General features: G+C 69.6%; 19 protein-coding genes and 4 pseudogenes. 3 read left to right on the top strand and 20 right to left on the bottom strand.

What is annotated here, in order from left to right:
* Positions 1 to 425: 425 nt before the first annotated feature.
* Positions 426 to 794: pseudogene (locus tag ACGH52_RS00485) on the bottom strand (transposase); the annotation flags it as partial.
* Between ACGH52_RS00485 and ACGH52_RS00480 the strand changes: the two are divergent.
* A pseudogene (locus tag ACGH52_RS00480) lies at positions 795 to 1,022 on the top strand (IS630 family transposase); the annotation flags it as partial. It abuts the pseudogene before it with no gap.
* 98 nt (positions 1,023 to 1,120) lie between these two features.
* Positions 1,121 to 1,252 carry a hypothetical protein gene (locus tag ACGH52_RS00475; RefSeq protein WP_399936660.1) on the top strand — a complete coding sequence of 44 codons (132 nt, stop codon included), beginning with the start codon at positions 1,121 to 1,123 and terminating at the stop codon, positions 1,250 to 1,252.
* On the opposite strand, the pseudogene ACGH52_RS00470 reads toward ACGH52_RS00475, so the two are convergent.
* Together ACGH52_RS00470 and ACGH52_RS00465 are read right to left on the bottom strand one after the other, a co-directional pair.
* A pseudogene (locus tag ACGH52_RS00470) lies at positions 1,236 to 1,499 on the bottom strand (transposase family protein); the annotation flags it as partial. The gene ACGH52_RS00475 and the pseudogene ACGH52_RS00470 overlap by 17 nt on opposite strands.
* Before the next feature lie 37 nt (positions 1,500 to 1,536).
* Positions 1,537 to 1,968, bottom strand: coding sequence for a hypothetical protein (locus tag ACGH52_RS00465; protein ID WP_399936658.1), 432 nt, complete (start codon positions 1,966 to 1,968; stop codon positions 1,537 to 1,539).
* Between the two features lie 909 nt (positions 1,969 to 2,877).
* On the opposite strand from ACGH52_RS00465, the gene ACGH52_RS00460 reads away from it, so the two are divergent.
* Complete coding sequence (locus ACGH52_RS00460; RefSeq protein ID WP_399936656.1) at positions 2,878 to 3,642, top strand: hypothetical protein; 765 nt, start codon at positions 2,878 to 2,880, stop codon at positions 3,640 to 3,642.
* A gap of 8 nt (positions 3,643 to 3,650) precedes the next feature.
* On the opposite strand, the pseudogene ACGH52_RS00455 reads toward ACGH52_RS00460, so the two are convergent.
* From ACGH52_RS00455 to ACGH52_RS00375, 17 genes and pseudogenes are all read right to left on the bottom strand, one after another.
* Positions 3,651 to 3,884, bottom strand: a pseudogene (locus tag ACGH52_RS00455) (transposase); the annotation flags it as partial.
* A 397-nt stretch (positions 3,885 to 4,281) separates the two neighbouring features.
* Positions 4,282 to 5,085 (bottom strand): hypothetical protein, encoded by an 804-nt coding sequence (locus ACGH52_RS00450; protein ID WP_399936654.1) that lies wholly within the window; start codon positions 5,083 to 5,085, stop codon positions 4,282 to 4,284.
* 271 nt (positions 5,086 to 5,356) lie between these two features.
* Complete coding sequence (locus tag ACGH52_RS00445) at positions 5,357 to 8,791, bottom strand: LysM peptidoglycan-binding domain-containing protein (RefSeq protein WP_399936652.1); 3,435 nt, start codon at positions 8,789 to 8,791, stop codon at positions 5,357 to 5,359.
* 13 nt (positions 8,792 to 8,804) lie between these two features.
* Complete coding sequence (locus tag ACGH52_RS00440) at positions 8,805 to 9,245, bottom strand: pilus assembly protein TadG-related protein (RefSeq protein WP_399946576.1); 441 nt, start codon at positions 9,243 to 9,245, stop codon at positions 8,805 to 8,807.
* A gap of 2 nt (positions 9,246 to 9,247) precedes the next feature.
* The gene (locus ACGH52_RS00435; protein WP_362770663.1) at positions 9,248 to 9,724 is read right to left on the bottom strand and encodes a TadE family protein; all 477 of its coding nucleotides are present in this window, start codon (positions 9,722 to 9,724) and stop codon (positions 9,248 to 9,250) included.
* Positions 9,721 to 10,143, bottom strand: a complete 423-nt coding sequence (locus tag ACGH52_RS00430) for a TadE family protein (protein ID WP_399936649.1) — start codon at positions 10,141 to 10,143, stop codon at positions 9,721 to 9,723. Before ACGH52_RS00430 ends, ACGH52_RS00435 begins: the two co-directional genes overlap by 4 nt.
* Positions 10,143 to 10,358 carry a hypothetical protein gene (locus ACGH52_RS00425; protein WP_210976154.1) on the bottom strand — a complete coding sequence of 72 codons (216 nt, stop codon included), beginning with the start codon at positions 10,356 to 10,358 and terminating at the stop codon, positions 10,143 to 10,145. The genes ACGH52_RS00430 and ACGH52_RS00425 overlap by 1 nt, the downstream gene beginning before the upstream one ends.
* A 62-nt stretch (positions 10,359 to 10,420) precedes the next feature.
* Complete coding sequence (locus ACGH52_RS00420) at positions 10,421 to 11,308, bottom strand: type II secretion system F family protein (protein WP_399936647.1); 888 nt, start codon at positions 11,306 to 11,308, stop codon at positions 10,421 to 10,423.
* On the bottom strand, positions 11,305 to 12,258 hold the full coding sequence (locus tag ACGH52_RS00415) for a type II secretion system F family protein (protein ID WP_399936645.1): 954 nt from the start codon (positions 12,256 to 12,258) through the stop codon (positions 11,305 to 11,307). Before ACGH52_RS00415 ends, ACGH52_RS00420 begins: the two co-directional genes overlap by 4 nt.
* Positions 12,255 to 13,745, bottom strand: a complete 1,491-nt coding sequence (locus ACGH52_RS00410; RefSeq protein WP_399936643.1) for a CpaF family protein — start codon at positions 13,743 to 13,745, stop codon at positions 12,255 to 12,257. The genes ACGH52_RS00415 and ACGH52_RS00410 overlap by 4 nt, the downstream gene beginning before the upstream one ends.
* Positions 13,735 to 14,562 (bottom strand): hypothetical protein, encoded by an 828-nt coding sequence (locus ACGH52_RS00405; protein WP_399936641.1) that lies wholly within the window; start codon positions 14,560 to 14,562, stop codon positions 13,735 to 13,737. The genes ACGH52_RS00410 and ACGH52_RS00405 overlap by 11 nt, the downstream gene beginning before the upstream one ends.
* Positions 14,562 to 15,284 carry an SAF domain-containing protein gene (locus ACGH52_RS00400; protein WP_399936639.1) on the bottom strand — a complete coding sequence of 241 codons (723 nt, stop codon included), beginning with the start codon at positions 15,282 to 15,284 and terminating at the stop codon, positions 14,562 to 14,564. Before ACGH52_RS00400 ends, ACGH52_RS00405 begins: the two co-directional genes overlap by 1 nt.
* A 22-nt stretch (positions 15,285 to 15,306) precedes the next feature.
* Positions 15,307 to 16,170 (bottom strand): ATP/GTP-binding protein, encoded by an 864-nt coding sequence (locus ACGH52_RS00395; RefSeq protein ID WP_399936637.1) that lies wholly within the window; start codon positions 16,168 to 16,170, stop codon positions 15,307 to 15,309.
* 17 nt (positions 16,171 to 16,187) lie between these two features.
* Positions 16,188 to 16,598, bottom strand: a complete 411-nt coding sequence (locus ACGH52_RS00390; RefSeq protein ID WP_399936635.1) for a secreted protein/lipoprotein — start codon at positions 16,596 to 16,598, stop codon at positions 16,188 to 16,190.
* A gap of 456 nt (positions 16,599 to 17,054) precedes the next feature.
* Positions 17,055 to 17,975, bottom strand: coding sequence for a replication-relaxation family protein (locus ACGH52_RS00385; protein ID WP_399936633.1), 921 nt, complete (start codon positions 17,973 to 17,975; stop codon positions 17,055 to 17,057).
* The gene (locus ACGH52_RS00380; protein WP_399936631.1) at positions 17,972 to 20,587 is read right to left on the bottom strand and encodes an ATP/GTP-binding protein; all 2,616 of its coding nucleotides are present in this window, start codon (positions 20,585 to 20,587) and stop codon (positions 17,972 to 17,974) included. The genes ACGH52_RS00385 and ACGH52_RS00380 overlap by 4 nt, the downstream gene beginning before the upstream one ends.
* Entirely contained in the window at positions 20,563 to 20,979 is a 417-nt protein-coding gene (locus ACGH52_RS00375) for a hypothetical protein (protein ID WP_399936629.1), read from the bottom strand. The genes ACGH52_RS00380 and ACGH52_RS00375 overlap by 25 nt, the downstream gene beginning before the upstream one ends.
* Between the last annotated feature and the right edge of the window lie 476 nt (positions 20,980 to 21,455).

The raw sequence follows: 21,455 nt of genomic DNA, 5'->3' as shown, positions 1-21,455 counted from the left end.
CAGGCCGCCGCCGTTCGAGCCGATGACCAGGCCACGGCTCTTTTCGTCCGTGCCGACGTCGACAACGCCGTACTCCTGGAGCCGCAGCAGGAGGTCACCGGCCGGATCGAGGAAGTAGCCGTTGCCGACGTCCTCCCAGGTGACATCACCGATGCCTTCGTAGAAGGTGACCAGATCAGCTGGTGTAGGGGTGACTTGGGCGAGCGTGCGAGCCGCGGCTTGATCATCGTGGTCGGCCGGCCGGACCTGTTGATCCCAGGAGGAAAGCCGTGCCGATGCTCGAACTCGCCTGTCATGGCCGTGAGTGTCCCGCTGACCCTCTCTGTCTACGAGGCCAGCCAGGCAGGCGAAAGCGATCGGTCACTCATGAGGCCGGATCATGGCATGAGCCACGGACATCCATGGAGTGCCCAGCGGTTCCCGTGTCAGCGCAATGCCCTGAGCTGCCGATCGGTGATGAGGCAGCAGGCAAGTCTGAGCAACGCTTCGTGGATGTCGGCTCGCCGCTCCCAGCGAATTCGCAGGCGACGGAAGCCGTGCAACCAGGCAAAACTTCTTTCCACAACCCAGCGGTAGGTGCCCAGTCCGGTGCCGTTCAGGGTGCCGCGACGGGCGATCGCGGGCACGATGCCGCGGGCACGGACCTGGTCCCGGTAGATGTCGTGGTCGTACCCGCGGTCGGCGAACAGCGAGTCCGGCTTCGGTGTGAAGCGCAGGCGGAACCGCGGGTGGGCCAGTAGCCACCGTTTGATGTCGGACGTCTTGTGAGTCGCATAGTTGTCCAGGATCAGATGACCAGTGCGTCCTGGCTGAACCTGGTCGAGCGGTGGTTCGCCGAGCTGCCCCAGAAGAAGCTCAAGCGCGGCGTCCACCGCTCCGTCCAAGCCCTCGAACGCGACATCCGGGCCTGGCTCACCGACTGGAACGAACATCCCAGACCGTTCGTCTGGACGAAGACCGCCGACGAGATCCTCGACAAAGTCGCCGCCTACTGCCGACGAATCTCTGACTCAGGTCACTAGCCCGCTTCCTGCCGCTGCGCGGTGGCCCTGTGGAGCGGCGTCTCCGAAGGCACACGAGGCGGACGGCAGACATTGCGAAGAGCCTGGCGCCCGGGACTATGCCCGACTTCATCGACTGGCACATCGAGCAGGGCCCCCGCGGCCTTGAGGGCGTCATCACCTGCGACCACCCGGCGACGATCTTCGTACTGAAGGGGACCCGGCCGCACATCATCCGGCCCGGCCGATGATGCGGTCGGCTGCGGACTTCGAGACCCCGAACAGCGGACCGAGCTGGCGCAGCGTCAAGTTGGTCCGCCAGTGCGCTGCGACCAGCAGAATCCGGTCCTCCAGCGACAGGCTCCACGGTCGGCCCCGCCGGACCGCGTCCGCTCCCTCGCGGCGCAGCGCGGTCACGAGCTTGCGGAAACAGCGCGGGCTCAGCCCGGTGAACGGGCCTATCCAGGACGGCTGCGACGCCGTGATCACACCAGCCAAGTGATCATTCCAACTGGTCGGCCGGGTCGGAACAGTCTCAGGGCTCTGGGATGAAGGCCGGGTCGATGCCCATCCCGGCGATGCCCTCGCGCACGGCACCGTCGAACCGCTTGATCTCTGCTACGAGAACGTCCCAAGGGACGGGTGGGGTCCAGAAGTCCGGCGTGAAGATGGAACCGACCCGCCAGCCCTCATCGGAGTGGACGATGCGGATCATCCCCTCCTCGGCGTGCATCGAATGAAGCTCGAAGTCCTCATGACCGGCAGCCGGGCTCTGGAGCCAGAGCGCCAGGTGGTACGCCAGCTCAGCCACCGGGAACGCCTCCTCGGACCACACCTCCCGCCCCTGCTCCCAGATGGATAGCTCTGCCTCGATGTCGAGGAGCAGCACCTCCAGGAGCGCCTCCTGCGGAGTGAGGCCGCGCCGGGGCAGGTCCGACAGTCCAAAGTTCCGGCAGACGAACTGCATCGCCCGGCCTCCATGAGATCTGAGGCCAGCTGAATGCCCAGGCCACCTAAATACGGACAACCGTACCAACTGATGCCGGCCGTCCCACCGGGCCCCTGTTTTACGGGACGCCCCTTAGGTACGCGTACTCACGCGCGAGCCGACGATCTCAGGGACGCTGAAGCCATGCGCTCGCCTAAGACTGCCGCCGCTGTTGGCGTCGCCATCGCCGCACTCGTTCTCACAGGCTGCGGAGACGACCTCTTCTCGAACATGAACGGGACCCAGAAGGCAAACTCAGCTCCCCCTTCTGCCGCAGAGACCCACTCGCCGTCGGCCGATTCACCGCCCAACTACGGCGACAATGGTACGGCTCGACGGCCCGGGGGGATGGCACGCGAAGACGGGCAGGTAGCTACCGGCAAAGCCAAGGAGATCGAAGTAGCCCTCAAGGCGCAACAGCAGCGTGGACAGATCTCCCCTCAACAACTGCTGCCCGTCCTTGAGGACATCGCTGCCCCCTGGCGAGTTGAAGTCAGAAGCCGTACGACGGGCACTTCCGGAACCGTCCCGGCCGACGGAAGTGTCTTCGGTCTGTACATCGGCGACTCCGCCTGTGTCTCTGGTGCCGTGAGCAGTTCACGCATCTGGGTCGCTGTCAACGGACACTACCCAGAGACAGGATGCATCGAGCCTCCCGCTTCGCATTGAACTCCGGGACATGACGGACGAGGACACGGAGTACCGCACCCGCGGAATTCCTTTCACAGGGGCCAGGCCGCCCGAGCTGGCCCCGGAGGGCCGACTGGCAGTCAGTCGGCCCTCGTAGAGTGTCCGAAGGGAAGAGCCGGAGCTCAGGGGGTGCCGGCGGCGGAGACGACCGCAACCAACGTCCATGACAGCACATTCGTCAGGGAGTTCTGTCGTGGCGTGCTGCTTGACCTGTTGACCGGCGTGGGAGTGAGCAGCGATGACGCGCGCGGCGTTGCCGTTGATGTGATTCGGCGCGCGCGGATGCTGGCAGCCTTGCCGATCGACTACTTCGACGTTCTGGTGACGCCGTTTATCGAGGAGGTGGCTTTGTCCATGAGAACGGGTTCTGGTCCAACTTCTGTGGAGCCCTCACACTCTGTAACCTGCCGGGCCTGGATGGCCCCTTCGGCACTCGCTGACAGACCTGTTTGGGATCATGCCCGCATGGACTTCGACCTCGCCCCACCAAACGGCGTTGGCCCGTTGCGGATCGGTATGACTCGACACGCAGCCAACACCGCGTTGGACTCGCTCCGCGATCTTTCGGCGATCTCGGAGTCCGACCGGTCGGGACAGCACGTGTTCCGTCTCAGCGGGCTGATGATCAGCATCCACTGCGCGCGCGACATGCTCGAAGCCATCGAGCTGGGAAGACCGTCGTCCCAGAAAGACCGAGTGTTGTTCCAGGGTGTGGACGTGTTCGCGCCTCCGGCCCGCGAGGTTGTCCGGCGCGTCGGTGAGCTCACCTCGATCGAGGAAGATCCTGACGACGATGCTTCATTCATCGCCCCGGACTTGCTGCTGAGCTTCTGGCGTCCGTTCGCAGCCGACGATGAGCCGGAGGAAGAACAGGGCTACTACTTCAGCTCGGTCCTGCTGGCACGGCCTGGCTACTACGACACCCCCGTTCAGGCTGCGGAGCGACTCCAGCAGAGCTCGTGACTGTCCCGTCAGGATGCCAACAGGACTCGTTTCCGCAAGAGACCGAAGCCGGCCCGGCCGTACATCTGGCGCTTGATCGTTTTGATCCGGTTGACGTGGCCTTCGACGATGCCGGAGCTCCACGGCAGCGTTAGGCCGGCGGTGACAGCTGCGAGATCGCGTTCGAGGCCGTTGACGAAGGCGTGGAGGCTGGGCAGGTCGTCAGCGCGGACCGCCTTGATCCATTGCGGGAGCTGGTCACCCTGGAGCTGGGCGAGCATCTTCCCGAATGCGGGTTCTGGTCCAACTTCTGTGGTGCGACTACTCCCTGTGACCGTGGGCCCTGCTGGTAGGTCCCGCGAGATGTGACCGAGCACCGTGCCTCGGCCCCGGTGGACAACTTCGATGCACAAACAGGGCCGAGGCCGGGCGCTCAAGGCGAGGAGGCCCAGGGGTCGTCCGACGGTTCGGGCTCTTCGGAGTGGAGCATGCAGCGAATACAGCGCCGGAGTCCCGGTTCACCGGATCCGGCGGCGGCGTTCATCCACGGCAGGGCGTCCATGGCATGCGCGCGTTCGTCTGTGGCGAAAATGTTGATGGCCTGGTGAAGGTCCTCGGGGGCGGGTTCGTCCGTGAGGCAGAGCCAGCCGATTGCCGCAGCTAGGCGGACTTCGGAGGCCTCTGTCCAGTCTCGCCACCGCTCACGGAGCCACCAGACGGTCGGCGGATGTGCGTGGGCCCGGTGATCTCCGCGGCGGCGAGGAGCAGGGCGGCACGGACTATGGCGTCATGCTCCATGGCGAACCTGGTGGCGAGGGCGGTTCGGACCGTGTGGTCGGGGTCGGCGGCGGTGGCCAGAGCGTAGGCGGCGTCGATGCGGATAGTGGGGTCGGAGTCGTTGAGAAGGGGCAGGAGCACGGGTGCTTCGGCGGTGATCGCGGCGCGGGCGGCGGCCACCGACCAGCCTGCCGGGTAGCCGGTCACCTCGACGCCGTAGTCGTCGTAGTCGTCGGGGGCGTGACGCCGAGGATCGGTGCGGTGGAGCAGGAGTTCATCGCGGGAGGCGACGCCGAAGTGCTGGGCGCGGGCTGGGATGGAGAGTACGCCGAGGGCGGCGGCACGGTGTGGGTGGCGGGCGTCGGTGGCGATGGAGGTCAGGAACGGTACGGCGAGGGCGACGGCGGCCCGGCTGTCGTTGGCACACAGGCCCCCCAGCACGTCCGTCGCGTGGCTTGCGGGGCCCTCGCCGGTGTGCAGCAGGTGAACGGCCTTCCGGGCATCGTTCCCGTGAGCGAAGTTCCCCCACGGAACGGCGTCGAGAAGCAACCCGCTGTGGGCCCCGGACTGGATGCCGGCCACCACCGCCCGCACATCGAACGCGCCTCCCGCGAACGAGGCCAGATCCGCGCCGTCCGCCAGCGCCCGGCACATCTCGAACGCCGGATCGGTCGGCCAATCCCTCACACCACATCCCCGCCATCGAAACCCCAGAGACTCGATCATGCCCTGCCCGTCTGCCCCCGCCGGTCGGCTGCCGGACACTCAGGGGCGCATCCCGACGCACCACCAAGCGCGGAGAACCCGGAAGGCATCCTTCTCAGGGCGAAATGCGGTCGGGCCAACCGGAATGCTCAGGGGCCACCTATCGCGTTCAGTCACACGAGATCGGGACCCGGGCCAGGGGCAGCGATCCCGTCGAGTGCCGGCGGTGCTCCGTCTGTCGCCGGAGCGGCGCTCACAGGGTCTTGCGGGCACTGCTGTCGGCGTCGTTGAGGAGTTCCTTGATGAGCTGTTCGGTTTCTGTTTCCAGGGAGCAGTCGAGTTCGCGGTTGACTTGTTGGATGCGGGTGATCGCGGTGTGGAGTCCGTGCCGGTTCCCGGCTGCGTGTTCGAGCCGCATCCAGTCGCGGTAGAGGAGTTCGGCGGTGTGGTCGGCGTCGAGGCCGGTGGTGACGGCTTGGCGGGCGGCGTTGAGGTTCTGGTGGGGGCCGGGGGAGGTTCGGTAGGTGGCGACGGTGTGTGCGATGTCGATGATGCGGGTGGTCATCTCCTGCTGGTAGGGCTCGGCCCATGGCAGGGGGGCGCCCCCGAATGGTTTGCCGCGTACGAGGGAGAGCGCCTCCTCCAGGTCGGGCAGGCCGGCGGGGCCGGAGGGCAGGGCGTGTTCGGCGAGTTGGAGGAAGTGGGTCCAGTCGCATCGCACGGCGGGGGAGAGGCGGTAGGGGTCTTGGCCGGTTTTGCGGCGGGGTACGTAGGGGTTGCCGTCGGGGTCGTTGCCCAGTGAGCGGCGCAGGCCCTGCATGCGGGCGTTGAGGGTGCTCAGGTGCCAGGGGTGGGTGGGGTCCATGTCGGCACACAGGGTGTCGGCGCTGCGTCCGGGCCGGAAGTACAGCAGCGTGGCGAGTTGCGCGAGCCGGGGGCCGTGGCCGGTACTGGCGACTCCGGTCACCTCGATGGGGCCTAGGACCCGGATCTCCGGCGCGTGCAGGTCCTGGGCCGTACCTGCGGCCGAGCCCGCCTGCGCCGTCGTGCTTGCTGCACTGGCCGTCGGTTCGGCGGCGGGCTTGTCGTCGTCGGAGTCCGAGCGCGGCGCGGTAAGGGTGGTTGGAGTGCCCGTTCCGGTAGAGCTTTCCCCTTGAGCGGGGGGCGGCGGTGCGAAGGAAGGCAGGAGACGCCGGGTGGCTGGATCGGTGGCGGCGGCGAGCAAGGCCGGGAAGACTTCGCCATCTGCCTCTGCGTCCTGCGCCACCGCGTCGTCTGGCTCCGCTGTAACGGGCCCTGGTCCGGTCGGTTGCTGCGCCTGCTCGCTCTGCTCCCTATGGGTGGGCTCGTCCGGGACGTCCGTCCATGCGCCTTGGGCCTCGTGGGCGGGCTGTGCGGCCATGTGGAGTGCGGTGGTGATCTGGAGGTAGGCGGCGTGTTCCAGGCGCTGGACGGTGACCTCGTGGCCGGCGGGCTCGAGGGGTTGTGGGGTGCTGAGGGAGGCGTTGAGGATCGACGCGTCGGGGAAGTGCTGGGCGGCCGTGCTGGCCGGGGCCACCACGGTGACCGGGACGTTGCCTGCCTTGTCGATGAGGTCGGCGAACTCCCAGGCGGTGTCGGCATCGAGGACCGACGCGCACAGCAGCAGATAGGGCTGGTGCCGGGTGTCGGGCATCTGGTGGGCTTCCAGGAGCCGTTCGGTCAGGTCCCGCAGCGCGTGCGCGGGCTGGCGCATGTGGGCGATCCGCGCGGTGGGCAGCAGCTGCGGCAGATCCTCGCCGAACCCGACGGTGACGACCTCGACGTCGCCCGCCCACGGGCTCATGGCGAGTTCCAGCGCGAGCGAGGTACACATCTCGGTGATGTGCACGGGGTTGCCGTCCAGCAGCAGAGCGGGCATCCGGGCGAGGTTGAGGAGTACCAGGTCTCCCTTTTCGGTGCTGCCGATGGTGACCAGGCCCGGGCAGGGTGCCGGCATGTCACGGGCGGTGTCCTCGTCCAGGAGCACGGCGTCCGAGTCCAGAACCCACCACCCGTCCTTGTCGAGGTCGAACGGCGCCAGCGGCGGGGAGAGGTCGTCGGGCAGCAGGTGGAGGGTGCGGGCCCCGATCCGCGCGGCCCGCACTACCGGCACTCCGGCTCCGTCCTCCTGCCGGGCTGCGTGGTGGGCCATGGTCCGCAGGGCCACGTCCATGCGCGCGGTGCCGCCGGGTTCGGCGGCCGCCGCCAGCTGTGCCTCGGCCGGGGAGGTCTCGTCTGCGATGGCGATGGTCTCGCCGGGCTTGCGGCGGCGCCGTTGCAGGGTGCGGCGCAGGGCGAGCGCGCCGGTGACGGCAGCGGCCAGCAGCGCCCCGGACCCGAACACGATGCGCAGGTCCAGCGGCCCGTCGGCCCGGGCCGACGCCGGCGCGGACGCGGGGGGGTTGGTGGGGGTGGCTGTGGTCTCGGGCGTCTGCGCCGGCGAGGTCGGTGTGGACGGTGACGGTGACGTCGGAGGAGCGCTGGTGGCGGGCTGCGGCGTGGCGGGCGTTGTGGCGGAGGGAGAGTGTTCTGGGCTTGGCTGTGCAGCAGACGGGCTGCCCGGCGTGGCGGGAGGCGGCGGGCTCGTAGGGGGCGGGGCCTGGTCTGGCACGGGTGCCTGAGCAGTGTCCGGAGCTGGTTTGTCCGGCGTCTGTGCGCTGTCCGGTGTCTGAGCAGGTGGGGGAGTGGTCTCCTGTCGGTCGGACTCGCCGGGCGCAGGAGGCGTCTGGGCGTGCTGGTTGGGCACGGTGATCTGCTGTCCCGGGTAGATGACGTCCGGGTCGGTGACGGCGGGCAGACCGTCCGGTTGTGGTGTGCCGCGGCTGGCGGCGAATACGGTGGGCCACTCGTTGCTGTCCCCGAGTTCCTCCTCTGCGATGCGCGACAGGCTGTCGCCCTCATCGACGGTGACCACCTGCACGCTGCTCGTCTTGTCGTCGGCGGCCGTTGTGGCGGTCAGCTGGGTGCGGTCACCGTCCGCGATGGTGTGGTCGGTTGGCATTTGCAGCTGCCAGCCGGCTTGCAGGAAGTTGTTCGACTGGAAGACCTGGCCGTCGGCCATGGTGTGGCCCTCGTTCAGGGCGGCGATCTGGCGCCACCTCTCGCCGTCCCCGAGTTCCTCTTCAGCGATGCTCCACAGGCTCTCTCCCGCTCTGACGGTATGCACCGGTGCCGCCGAGCCCGTCCCGGAGTCCGGCTGCACCTGCGCGCTGGCCAACGGTTCGTTGGCCTGCCCAGGCAATCGGGCCGCGGTTGCAGCGGTCGCCGCTTGCGCGGTGGAGGCGAGAGCGGAACTGGCGGGCAGCAGCACCAGGATGCTGCCGACGAGCGCGGCCGCGGCCCGTTGCGAGGGACCGAACCCGCGCGGTACCCGCCAGGTACGCCCGCGCAGTTGCGCGGCCAGCTCCCGCACGGAGCAGAACGTGAACTGGGCCCAGCCCGTCCAGCCGACGACGAGTAGCAGCGCCAGGAAAGCGGCGCCGGTGTCCTGCCGGTCCAGCAGATGCGCCAGGTCGTCGCGGGTGGCAGCCCAGATGACCGGGCTCGCCCAGGCGAGCAGCAGCGGCAGTCCGATCAGAGCGCCGGCGAGGACGAACAGGCTCACGACGGCCGTGATCACTCCTGCCGAACGGCCTGCTGTTGTGGCGGAGGCGTGGGCGTGGCGCATCAGGGATCTTCCTCTACTCGGGTGCGGTGACGCCGTGCAGGAGCGTGGCGGAGCCTTGGCCGGTGACCGGCATGGAACCGATCCCGACCACCGGCAGGAACTTCGTGGCGTAGGTGGCGGTGGTGTGCACGGTGAGCGTCGTGCCGTCCGCGGCCACGCTCACCGTGCCGGTGGCACCGACCGAGTGGAGGTAGGCCTGCGCCGCGGCGACGGCATCCTGCGGCTTGACCACGATGCTCTCGCCGCGGATGGCCGCGGCCGGGTCGATGGCCTGTCCGCCGGCCCGGGCTGCTTCCCCGGCCACGTGGTCGGCGCGCTCGGTGGCCCGCATCTTGCCGCCCCCGTCGACGGCCACGCCGATGATGCCGATCAGCGCGACGACACAGACGGCCACGAACACGGTCACGCCTCCGCGGTCGTCCCACCGGTGCGCACGTGCCCTCACCCGGGCCATGGTCATGAGGTCCGGCTCCGGAAGGCATCGACCACCGACGTGGCCGTGGAGGTGAGGCTCTTGGACCCCGGCACCCCCGGGAGCAGCAGGTCGGACAGGTTCACGGTGCAGTTCACCGTCACCGTGACGGTGCCGACCTGTCCTGCCGGCACGCTCAGGCCGCTGGTGTCGATGGCGACGCTGCTGGAGGCGCAGGTGATGCCCTGGTCGTCCAGGGATTCGGCGGCCGCTGCCTGGGCTGCGGTGTGGGCGGAGGCGGCGGTGCGGTGGATGGACGCCTCCCGGGCGGCGTCCTCCGCGGCGGCATCGATCTTCGCCCCGGAGGTGACGAGGCGGCCGCCCGCGAGCGCCAGGCACACGAACATGATCAGCGGCGGGACGACGATGGCCGCCTCGATGGCGACACTGCCCTCATCACCACCTCGTGTTCCGCCCGGACGTCGCAGCAGGCGACCCAGCCTTGTTGACACCGATCTCATGGACCGGGCACCCACCTCTCAACCGGCCCGGAAGCGGACTGCGTGATGGCCAGCCCCTCAATCCCCGGGATCATGGACTGAGTGGTGCCGCTGACCTGCACACGGACGCGTTCACCGTCGCTGCGCGCGCTCACGCTGAGCGAGCGCAGGCTGTCCCCGGCCGTTCGGCCCAGGACCTGGCGGGCGCGGGCGGTGCCGTCGGCGGGCCCGGCCTGGTAGGCGCGGGCGGCGGTGACGCCTTCCCGGGCAGCGGTCAGCGCGATCTGCCGGGCGTAGTACCACATGGAGGCCTGGATGACGGCGATCGCGGCGAGCAGCACGAACGGGTAGACGATGGCCATCTGGATCGACGCGTCCCCGCGGTCGTCAGACCGTCTGCGCCCTTGCCACCAGTCCTGCAGGCGGCCGCTGGCCGGCATCAGATGCCGCTCAGGTTTCCGTTGTACTTGGCGATGACCGCAGCGATCGTCCCGGCGATCACCAGGGCGCCGGTGACCGCGGCGACCCAGATGATGACGGTGGTGATGCTGATGTCCCCACGGTCCGGGCGCCGCTGCAACTCGGCGAGGCGTTCTTCCAGCCGCGTGGACACAGCAAGCACGGCACGGCAGACGCGGGCGGCGGTGTACGTCACGAGATTCTCCTTGTCGGTCAGCAAGGTGGTTCCGGGGGCGTGCCGTCACGGCCGGCCCGGGTTCAGACGGTGAGCATGCGGATCACCGCGGGGAAGGCCATCAGGAGCATGACCAGCACCGCCAGCAGGGCGCCGGGAGCGGTCATCTTCTCGCTGGCGGCGTTCGCCTCCGCGGCCTGGCCGGCGAGCAGTTCGGCGCTGAGCGCGGCGGTCCGTGCCCGCAGTGCCTTGTAGACGGCGGCGCCGTCGGTGGCGGAGCCGCGCATGATGTCGGCGACGTCATCCAGAGCGGGCAATTCATACTGGGCGGCCAGCTCGCTCAGTGCTTGATAGGGCGGGATCTTCTCCAGCCGGGCCCGGCGCAGCGCACCCTGCAGATACAGGAACGGCCATCCTCGGCCGACGGCGGCGGCCTTCTCCAGGGCTTCGGTGGGGCCGGCGTCCGCGGCCCGCTTGAGCGCGACCAGGTCCAGGTAGGCGACCAGGGCGTGGGCGAACTCCTCCCGCGCCCGCCTGGCCTGGTCGCGCACGGCCAGGTCAGGGATGAGGAACAGCAGGCCGGCGACGGCGAGTCCGGCGACGGCCGGCACGTAGAAGGGCAGCGAGATGCCCGCCACGATCCACGGGATGGTGACCAGCACGGGGCACAGCAGCCCGAGGGCAGCGAGCGCGGTCTTCTTCAGCATGAACTGGCCGGGGCCCTGGCCGAGCAGGGCCAGGTTGGTTGCGGGCACGCGCACGCCGGGCAGGCGCTCGAGGCGGGCCAGCAGCCACCGCCCCCACACCTCGTCCCGGTCCAGGTCCCGCTCGGCGGCCACGGGCAGGCTGCCGGGGGCCGTGCGCTGCAGGGCCGGCGCCAGAGCGGGCTGCGGGCGCAGCATCTCCCGCACCAGCAGAGCAGCACCTGCGCCGACCGTTCCGCCACTCAGCACGATGGGCAGAAGGTTCACGTGCTCACTCCTTCGTGCGCGCGTTCAACGGCTGGTGCATCGAGATCGGTGGTGGTCGGGGCGGGTAGCCGTACGGTGCTGGCCGCATCGGTGACCAGGAACCGTGGGATGCGGCGGAAAGCGCCGAGCTGCCGCATCAGCGCCAGCGTGGCGACGAACCCGGCCGTGAGGAACGCGAGGACCAGCTGGCCCAGGAGCGTGGAGTACGGGGCGGTGTAGGAGGGGACGAAGAACCCGGCCACGACGATGCCCACAGTGATGAGGGTCATCCACCGCACCGTGGTCCGCGGTTTGGCACGGTCCGCCTCGATGCTCCGCTTCTTGGCGACCTCGTCGCGGACGCTGCCTGCCAGGTCCTCCAGTGCCTGGGCCAGGCCCGGCCCCCGGTCGCCCGCCGACAGGATCAGCGCGGCCACCACCTTGTCGCCGGTGACGTCGCCGAGCTCGTCCCCGAAAGCGCGCAGGGCGTCCTCGGGACGCCAGCCCAGCCGCAGCCGGTCGGACAGATTCACGATCTGGGCCGCGAGTTCGTCCGGCGCGCCCTGACGACTGGCGATCATCGCCTGCTCCAGGCCCATACCCAGACGCAGCAGACCGGCCAACCGCTGCGTCCACTCGCTGAGCGCCTCGAGCTGGCCGATGCGTTCCGCCGCGATCTGCCCAGGGGTGACCAGCCACGGCACACCGATGACCGCAGCCCCCAGCAGGATGCCCGCGACGAAGTTCCCCGAGCCCAGCCACACCGCGGCGAACACGATGGTCGCGGCGACGAACAGGGCCCGCCGACGCATCCGGACGTCTTCCGTCCGATCCGCGCGGCCGCGCCGGGCCAGCATCCGCTGCCACCACGGCGCCCGGCGCGGCACCGCCGTTCCCACGATCCCGGCGACGACACCGACCAGCCCCCCGACGACGGTCATCCCGCTCAGCAGCCCCCACAGCAGGATCACTGGACGCCTCCGACCTTCAGGGGCAGCGGCTCCGGCCAGGCCCCGTAGGGCTGTTGCAGCAGGCTGGAGTCGAATCCGACCCGGCGCAGATCGTCGATGCAGCCCGGGTCCATCCGCGGCACCGCCCGCAGCTCGCCGAACTCCAGGCCGGGGGAGAAGACCTCGTTGGTGGCCGGACGGCCGGACTCCCCGATGCCGGTCAGCTCCAGGACGTGGGAAACGTAGCGGTGGCGGCGCCCGCCGATCTGCGTCTCGTCCGTCATGTCGACATACACGATGAAGTCCAGCCCATTGGCGGTCTGCCGGTAGGCAAGCTGCTCGGACAGATTGCCCTGCGCCAGCGCGTACAGTTCCGCGATCCGGTCGAAAATGATGTCCGGGCGCCGGGCGTGGATCGTGCACAGGTTCCCGCCGGCCCCGTTGGTCAGCGCCTGCATCATCGCCACGACCTCCGGGCCGCGGACCTCACCGACCACGATCCGCTCCAGCGACATCCGCAGCGCCGGATGCATCAGATCCAGCAGCGTCACCTCACCGGCACTGCGCCCCGAGGCGTCTTTCTCCCCGTTGGACTCCCGGCCGATCAGGGAGACGACCTGGCGGTGGTAGCCGCCTGCGTGGGCGAACAGCTCGTCCTCGGTCTGGATGGTCGCGAACCGCGTCTCCGGGGCGAACTCCTTGAGCATCGCCCGCAGCAGCGTCGTCTTCCCGGCCTTCTGCTTCCCCGCGATCATGATGTTCTTCTCCGCACGCACACACGCACCCAAAAACTCGCGCAGGACGGGGTCGATCGTGCCCAAGTCCACGAGGCCGTCCAGGTCGGCGTGGGAGACGCGGTGCCGGCGGATGACCGCATACGTCATCGGCCCCAGCCCCGTGATGGCCTGCAGACGGGACCCGTCCTGCAACGACAGCGCCAGCGTCGGGTTGGCGGTGGAGATGGTCCGCTCCTGGTGCCCAGACCCCCGCGCCAGTTCCCGCAGCAGTTCGAGAAGTTCTTCTTCGGAGTCCGCGATGGGCCCGACCATGCGGCGCTCCCCGTCGCCGTAATCCAGCCACACCTCGCCCGGGCCCTGAATGATGATGTCCTCGACCCGCTCATCGTCCAGATACGGCTGCAGCCGCCCCGCCCGGTACAGCAGGTCATACACGGCCCGCCGCAGGCCCTCGTCCTCCTGCGGACTCATCGCCGCGGCATCCGACCACACCGCAACCGCCTCGGTGATCCAGTCCAGGCAGCGCTGCTCCTCACTGGCCCGGTCCATCCCGGGCGCCGTCTTCAAGAGCTCCTCGCGCTGCTTGGCAACCTGCGAGGCGATGTGCCGGGCGACCTTGTAGTCCACCGTGACCTGAGGCCCGGCCCCGAGCACCCCCGTGCCTGCGGCAGACCCGGCCGCAGTGCGCGCCGCCTGCCGGCTTGAGGGCTTGGCAGGCCGGCCGGGCGGCGGCATCACGGTCGGATCGGTGTGCAGGGGCCTACCGCGCATGGGACACCTCCGCGCCCCTCACCGGCGCGCCGGGCGGGCCCAGTCGGGCACGGCGGGCGGCCGCCCGCTGCGCCAGCAGGGCGCCCGTGGTGCGGGCAGCCTTCATCAGCGCGGATTTGGTGAAGTGGCGGGGCTGGTCGGCCCCGTCGGACAGCACCCGGGCCTCCTTCGGCGCGAACGGCAGAGTCGCCACGACGGGAACCTGCAGCACCCGCTGCACCTCACCCGCCGGGTACGGTCCCTCATCGATCACGATCAGGCCGACATCACCGACACGCTCTGACAGGGCGTTCACCCGACTCTGGGCGGCCTGCAGGCAGCGCAGCGTGTTGCGCACCACGACCAGGACGAGGTCGGCCTGCTCGGCGAGGACACCGGACGGGCCGACCGCCCCGCGGCGGCCGAGGTCGACCAGGACGTCGTGCCCGTGGTCGGCGTCGATGCCGCGGAACATCGTGGCGAGACCCTTCCAGACCGAACTGAGGCTCGCCGCCTGGGCGGGATCGGTGATCCCGGGCAGCAGCAGCCGGTCGCGCGGCGACTCCGGCTTGCCGTCCTCGCTGCTCAGGTCGATCAGCTGCCGCCAGAACGCCTCACCGAACTCCCCCTTGCGGGCCGCCACCGACAGATTCCGCAACCCGTACCGGTCCCCGAGCGTGCCCTGCAGCAGACCATGCAGCACCGCGCCCCCGTCCGGGTCGCACTCCGCAAGGATCATCCGCCGGCCCGGCTCCAACGGCCAGGACAGCAGCAGAGCGAGAGCACTGGTGGTCACCCCGGGAGCGCCGCTGCACCCGGCCAGCGCGATCACGGCCATCAGCTGTTCTCCGGAGCATCGAGGACCAGGCGCAGCGCGTCGGCCGAAACCCACGCGGCGACGGTCGGACCGTCATCTGCGGTCGTGGCCACGTCGACGACCACCACTCCGGTCCCAGGAGCCGCCTTCGACGCCTTCACCACCCGGCCGGCGATGCTCTGCGGACCGACCGCGCCGGATTCCAGGTCCGCCTCGGCGCCCGCTTCGGCCGCTCCCTGGACGGGTACATGCACCAGCTTGACCCTCTGCCCCGGCACCAGCGCGGTAGCCGGAACCTGCTCGGGCTTGAGCCCGACCGGCACCAACTGCTCACCGGCCTTCACCAGAGAATCTCTCGTGACCTGAGACGGGCTCAGCAGCGCCCCGGGCTTCAGCTCAACCGCTGCCCGCTTGCCCACCACCGAGTCCACATCGTCCGCGCGCACGGCCTTCACCGCCGGGTCCAGCGCGACCGAGGCCTTCCCGAGATCCTGCTCGGTGAGGACCTGGCCGACCTGCACGTCACGCACCACCGTCACCACATCGGTGCGGTCCCCGACCTGGAGGAGGAGGACGGCGACGCCCGCGCCCCCGGCCGCGATCAGCGCCAGCGACAGGGCGATTACGCCGGGCCGACGTCTGCGGGCGGACACCCGCGGAGGCGTCACGGGACCGGCCGCCTGCGCCTGATGGGGGAGGGGGTGCGCGGTGGGCGCCGCGATGCGTTCCTTGGTCTTGCTCAACGTTCTGTCCTTCCGGCGGCTTCTACCTGACGACCTGCAACTCGCCCACGGATACCTGCATATCGGACTGACGGATCTCTTCGAGCTGCCCGCTCTGGCCGCCGCCCTGCCAGTCGATCGCCCAGGTCGACGTCGCCATCACGGAGTACCTGCCGCCCGGCGCACCAGCCGACGTCGCGGAGTAGCGGTGCCCGCAGGTCGGTGACTGGACCATGGCGGAGGAACCCTTGTACGGCGTGCCCGGACCGGCGCACGTCACGGTGGAACCGTCACCCATCTGCCAGACAATCTTCGAGACCTTCGCGGTGGCCGTGACGGTCACGCCACCTGCTGATGCGGACGCCGTGTTGGGCCCGTAGGTCGTGGCGCTCTGGTTCACCCACATCCACACCTGGACACCGACCGTGTACCTGCCCGTCGCGCGGGGGCTGGCGATGTCCGGCCCGAGCAGCATCATCGAGTCGACCACGCGCTGTGCCAGAACAGCAGGGTCGATCGTCTCCTGCTTGGGCGGCTCGGCGAGCCACACCATCCGGGTAATGAGGTTCCCGTCGAGGTCTTCCCAGCCACAAGTCTGCTGGTACACGGCGCCGTCGCCCGGTTGGTGGCCTTCCCAGTCGAGGCTGCCGGCCGGGGGCTGAGGGTCCGCCAGTTTGTACTTGCAGACCCTCTTGTCCGTGGAGTTGCCACCGCCGGATGAGTCGCTCTTTCCAGGGACACCGGTGCCGCTGTTGCCCCCCGCCTGACCGTTGCCGGACCGCCCGGGAACGTCCACTTCTGCCTGGCAGGTGTACTTGGAGCAGTGCACGCCACCACTGCCGCGGGGCTCTTCGTCCGCGAAGCTGTTGATGGAGATGACGGCTGACGCGAGCAGCGTCGTTGCCACGACGGTGTACCAACGCCTTAGCACGCCTTTCCCTGCGGTTCGTCTCGGGTGACGCGCCAGCCTTCGGGGTACTTTTCGACAACGCTGACGATCTTGTAGGAGGTGAGTCGGTTCTCCGGGAGCGATACAGGCTCCCGAGACTTGGCGCTGGCGGTTACCCAGCGCGAGATGTCCAGGCAAGCGGAAACAGTCGCGTTCGGAACCTGGCCCGAAACGTCAACCTTGGCGACGTTCGCTTCACTCAAGGTGACCTTGCCGGTAATGACGAGGCCGCGATCATGGGTGCTCTTGGCATCTGTCTCGGCACCCTTCAATGCCTCCGACGCCGCATACCGGTCAAGATGAGCGTTCTCGCCGGTGGGGTCAGCGTAGAGCTTCTCCATCTCCTGCCAGTAAGCCTGGTAGGTAGAGATCGCCTCCTTCTTCACAGCAGCATGTGGATCGGCGGTAGCGGTCGTCTCCGGTGGGCGTGTAGGCGTGGGGGCTTTCTCCGCCCGGTCCTCACTGTGACCAGACGAGCCGCATGCAGTCAGGGTGAGAGCCGCGCACAGGCAGAGCAAGACGGTAGCGGGCTTGCGAGAGCGAAGAAGAATAGAAGCGTGCGCACGGTCTTTCACGATGCCTCCCCGTCGGCGCCATGCGGCACAGCCTGCGCCGCTACCTCCGGCGGCAGGCCAGCCCCACAGCTCGGTCAAGCTGCGGTGATGCGTTTGCGTGATCGCTAGGTTACGCATATGCCAGCCAACTCCCAAGTCTGAAACGTGAGTTCACTCGAAGGTTGGGGGTGCTATTCGGTCACTTGTGAAATAGGTTGTCGATTTGTTTTCGTGTAGCTTTGCGGAGTCCTTTGCGGGACGCACCGGCAACTTCAGGGCGGCATTGCATCACAGCTCGGTCCATGACCGAGGCTGCCCGTGGTTCAACGGTGTCCAGACTTCGCCGGTCGGCCCCTGCATCTCGAGTTCCTCCAGAACCGCGGCGCCCAATGGCACGGTGCGGGCCATGGCGGTGACGAGGGGGTGTTGGGCTGTCATGGCCTGCAGGTCGCTGATCCGGTTGTCCAGGACGTGCCGGGAGCCGCCGGTGAGGACGAACAGGAGGCGGGGGAAGACGGGGTACCAGCGCAGCCAGGCAGGCCCGGAAAGGGCCGGCTGGCGGGAGCGGTTCCGTCCCACCGGCTGTGGTTCATACGACCACAGGCGGGCGTAGTCGATCAGTTTCGAGGCGAGGCGTTCACTGCTCATGGTGGTGCGGTCGACCTCGACGAAGGCCCTCAGTTTGGTCCGCTGCCCCGGGCCGGTGAGGGTGTAGTGCAGCAGCGCGTCCGCGATGACCTTCTCTCCGTCGCCGAGGGAGTGGGACACCTCGGGTGTCCAGTCCAGAAAGCCGTGTTCGTCGTCGCGCTCGCGGGCGTCGGCCACGAATGCCAGGTGGGTACGCAGCACGGTGAGCGTGTGGGGGGTTTTCAGCGAGGCGGCGGTGGTGGAGGTGATCGGGTAGGCCGGCCTGCCCCGCAGGGCGGGGAAGTCCTTCACCATCCGGGCCCCGGCACTGGTCAGGTACCAGGCGCGCATCCCGCGGGAGCGGGGCAGCACCGTGCAGTCGACCAGGCCCTGGCGTCGCAGCTCATTGAGCGGGGTGTTGACGGTCTGGCGTCTGACGTGGGGGCGCAGCAGGGCCTGGAGCTGACCGGTGGTGGCCATCCGGTGCTGCCCCAGTGCGGTCAGGATCTGGTTCGGGAGCGGTTCGACAGGGCTGGGGACATGAGCAGGAAAGGCGGGCGCGGCATGGACGGTGGTGGTCACTTGTAGGTCTTCTCCTGGCTGTCTGGTGGGGTGGTGGGGGTGAGCTGGGCGAGGAAGGCGTTGACGCGGCCGATCTGGCCGCGGGCGCGGGTGGTGAGTTCGTCCAGGGGTGCGGTGCCGGCCGTGGAGCGGGCGTCGCGCTCGAACGCCGCGGCGTTGTGGGGGCGGGCGTAGGCGGCGAAGACGTCGTCGAGGTGCGGCCCCGTGATGTTGACCGGGCCGACGCGGCGGCCCTTGACCGTCAGTGACATGTAGTGGTCGAACCGGTCCAGGGCGGCGACGACGTCGGGCCCGGGCTCATCGCCCCATTCGGCGGTGACGGGTGCGATGGCGGACTGGGAGCCGGCGGTGGAGGCGAGGGTGGAGGCGTTCTGGACCAGCGAGAGCCGTACCGGGCCAGGGAGGCGGGCGAGGAGCTGGGTCATGCCGTGGACGTGGACCCGGTACTTGCGGAAGTCCTCGAACATGCTCGCGATCGTTTCGGGAGCGGCTCCGGTGAGGGTGATCAGCTCGTCGAAGTAGGCGCGGAACGGTACCCGCCTCGCTTCGGGCACGTCCCGGCGGGAACGGACGGCGCGCAGCAGGTCCCGGGCCAACAGTGCGGTGATGAGCCGGTCGGTGGGTCCGTTGCCGCCGGGGCACACCCACACGATCATCTTCGAGTCCATGGCGGCGCGGATGTTGTAGACGCCGGCCGCCTGGCCGAGGAAGGCGCGGGTGACCGGGTTGGCGGCCAGGCGGGTGAGCGGGTTGAGCACGACGGCGAACGCGTCGACGGGAAGAGTGGGGAAGACGGTCTGCCACCAGGCGCGGGTTTCGTCGTCCAGCCGTCCTTCCACTCCTGCCAGTGCCGTGGTGCGGAAGGCGGGGTCGGTGAGCAGAAGCCGCACCTGGAAGAGGGTGGTCTGGTCCTCGGGCCGTCCCGCCTGGCAGGCAGCACGGTTGGCCGCGACCAGGACGGCGAGGGCGGCGGTGAGGATGGTCAGCGCGCGGGGCGCGGTGGCGTCGTCCCAGCCGAGGACAGACGCGAAAGCGTCCGCGGTAGCCTCGACGACCTCGTGCGCGATTTGGCCCTGGCGCATGTCGAGCGGGTTCCACGAGCTGACCTGCGGGGCTGGCCCGTGTGCGCCCAGGTCGATCAGAGCTGTGCGGTCCTTCAGCGTGTCGTGGGCGAGGAAGGGCAGCGCGCGGGGCCAGGAGTCACGGTGCGGGTCGACGAACATCAGCCCGCCCCCGGCATGAGCCCAGCCGATCGCCTGCGCGAGGGCCCGCTCGGTCTTGCCGCCGCCCGCCTTGCCCACCCCCACCTCGAACAACGTCTCTCTGGCGTAGGTGGCGACCAGGCGACGGCGGCCGTCCGGGCCCTGGTGAATGCCCTGCAGCAGCAGCTCCGGGTTGCCGAACTCGAAGGTCGGCAGGTCACCGGCGAGCAGCGGCAGCCGGCAGTGCACGGTGGGCGGTTTGAGCAGTCCGGTCAGTTCTTCCAGGCGTACCCAGTTCGGGCGGGGCGGCTGGCAGTGCCCCAGCTCCCAGCGGCGTTCGAAGCCGCGCCGGCTGGGCCAGCGGTCCGCTCCCAGGCGCCACGGTCCCAGGTGCCAGCCGCGCATCGCCCACCGCGAACCGGACCCGAACACGTCCAGGGCGGCCTGGAGCTGAGCGAGTCGTGCTTCGGCCCGCCCCTCGGTGTCGGAGGCGCACATCACCAGCAGTTGCACGCGCACCAGATGATCGTCATCGGCGAGTTTCCCCAGCGCTTCCGCGGGTTCCACCCGGCGCGGCACCGGCGGCATCACCAGCCGCCGACCACCCCCAGCCCCGGCCGGCTTGCTGCCGATCAGCTGCTGCAGCTGCCAGCCCAGTGAGTCCTCCACCCCGCCGGCGTCCTGGCGCAGCCACCGTGCTGCCCGCTGCGCCTCGCGCCGCTCCCGGCGGCGGGCGTCCGACATCAGCTGCATGCGCCTGGCCCGCAGCGTCCATTTCGGGGCGCGCTGGATGTCGAGCCGCAGTTCGGCCAGGTCCCCGAGTCCGGCCCGCAGGTCGGAAACGGCATCGACCAGGGGCTGCAGCGGATCCGGATCGAGGGGGACGTCGCGCAGCGGGGCCGTGGGCTTCCCGCGCAGGATGAACTCGGCCCGCACGACATGTTTACGTGGCTTGTCGGCGACCGGTCGGCCTCGCTTCACGGTGACGGCCGGCCCGAACGGCGTGATGGACAGCAGCCGTTCACCACCGGCGGGTCCTTCGATGCGGTAGCGCAGCGGGCTGGAGCCGTCGGCACGGAGCCGGATCTGCACGGCCTTCGTACGGCGCGGCGCCCACCACGGCATGGACGTGGACGCCCTGGCGAGCTGCACCCCGCGTCTGAAGATCTCTTCCAGGCCCGGGTCGAAGTGCCGTGCGGGCACGAGTTCCAGCGCCATCCGTTCGGCGGAGGCCTTGCGTGCCAGGCGCCGCACGATCCACTCGGCCAGGCCCCAGCACCCGGCGACAAGGAGGCCGAGGAGATACCAGTGGGAGAGCAGCCAGCCTGCCGTGGCCGCCAGGCCGGACAGCAAGCCGATGCCGTCGCCGGCTGGTGTGGCGAGGGTCAGGTGCGGGGCTGCGGGATCCACGCGGGCTCCCCTTCCTTGGTCGGGGTGGTGCGGGTGAAGTGCAGGTCGGTGATGCGGCCGTCGGTGTGGGTGCCGCCGCGGTCGGTGCCCGCCCACACCAGATGCACCACCGCCCGGTCGGGCGCGCCGTCCCGACGGGCTACGGCGGCCTGGATACGGAAGCGAGCAGTGGCGAACGCCGGCGGCGCAACTCCTTGCCCGGCGGTGCCGAAGTAGGCGGGCCAGCGGTCGCGGCCGACACCGGTCGCGTCGGCGCGCAGCAGCGCGCGCCCGGCCGCGAGCAGCCGTCGCTCGTCGACGGCGTCGAGGTCGGCGGGCCAGGCGGTGTCCAGGGTTTGCTGGATGGCCCGGTCACCCGCCGTCCCCTCGCCGTGCGGCGGAAGCGCCGACACGGACGCCGACAGCGAAGGCGCCGGTCGCGACGGCGACGAGGCCGCGGCATTCCTGGGTGTGCTCTGGGCGGCAGGCTGCGCGCTCGAGGAAGAGGGTGACGGGTGCCCCTTCGGGAACGTGGCGGCCTGGCGTGCCGGGACGGCGGCTTCCCGAGGACCGGACTGGTCCGGCCACGTCAGCATGGCCGCCCCCGTCACAGTGAGGATGAGGGTGGCGGTCAGCAGCAGACGCGGGGAGCGGAGTGCGGGTGTAGGTTCCGATCTGGTTTGTCGACCGACGCTGCGATGACCTGCGGCCTTGCGTGGTTGTCTCGACGGTTTGTCGGTGCGTTTGTCCAGCCGGGGTGTCGGATTCTTCGGGCTGGATGCGGGCTCGGGCGGATCTGCCCGAGCCCGCAGGGCTCGTGGGGTGGCTTCGACAACGTGCGGTGTCCCAGTTCGGCAGCGGGTTCCGGTCCCACTTGGCGATCTTTCGG

The sequence above is a fragment of the Streptomyces sp. BBFR25 genome, assembly GCF_044590125.1.
GTDB classification, from domain to species: Bacteria; Actinomycetota; Actinomycetes; order Streptomycetales; family Streptomycetaceae; genus Streptomyces; species Streptomyces canus_D.
The sequence above is the reverse complement of the archived record's forward strand: the minus strand, read 5'-3'. Positions and strand labels throughout refer to the sequence as shown.

Bases quoted from the DNA above. Each gene is read 5' to 3' on its own strand.
- ACGH52_RS00430 (WP_399936649.1), bottom strand. From the start codon at position 10,143: ATGCCGGCCAGCGGCCGCCTGCAGGACTGGTGGCAAGGGCGCAGACGG.
- ACGH52_RS00465 (WP_399936658.1), bottom strand. From the start codon at position 1,968: ATGCAGTTCGTCTGCCGGAACTTTGGACTGTCGGACCTGCCCCGGCGC.
- ACGH52_RS00410 (WP_399936643.1), bottom strand. From the start codon at position 13,745: ATGCGCGGTAGGCCCCTGCACACCGATCCGACCGTGATGCCGCCGCCC.
- ACGH52_RS00405 (WP_399936641.1), bottom strand. From the start codon at position 14,562: ATGGCCGTGATCGCGCTGGCCGGGTGCAGCGGCGCTCCCGGGGTGACC.
- ACGH52_RS00475 (WP_399936660.1), top strand. From the start codon at position 1,121: ATGCCCGACTTCATCGACTGGCACATCGAGCAGGGCCCCCGCGGCCTT.
- ACGH52_RS00440 (WP_399946576.1), bottom strand. From the start codon at position 9,245: ATGGCCCGGGTGAGGGCACGTGCGCACCGGTGGGACGACCGCGGAGGC.
- ACGH52_RS00435 (WP_362770663.1), bottom strand. From the start codon at position 9,724: ATGAGATCGGTGTCAACAAGGCTGGGTCGCCTGCTGCGACGTCCGGGC.
- ACGH52_RS00445 (WP_399936652.1), bottom strand. From the start codon at position 8,791: ATGCGCCACGCCCACGCCTCCGCCACAACAGCAGGCCGTTCGGCAGGA.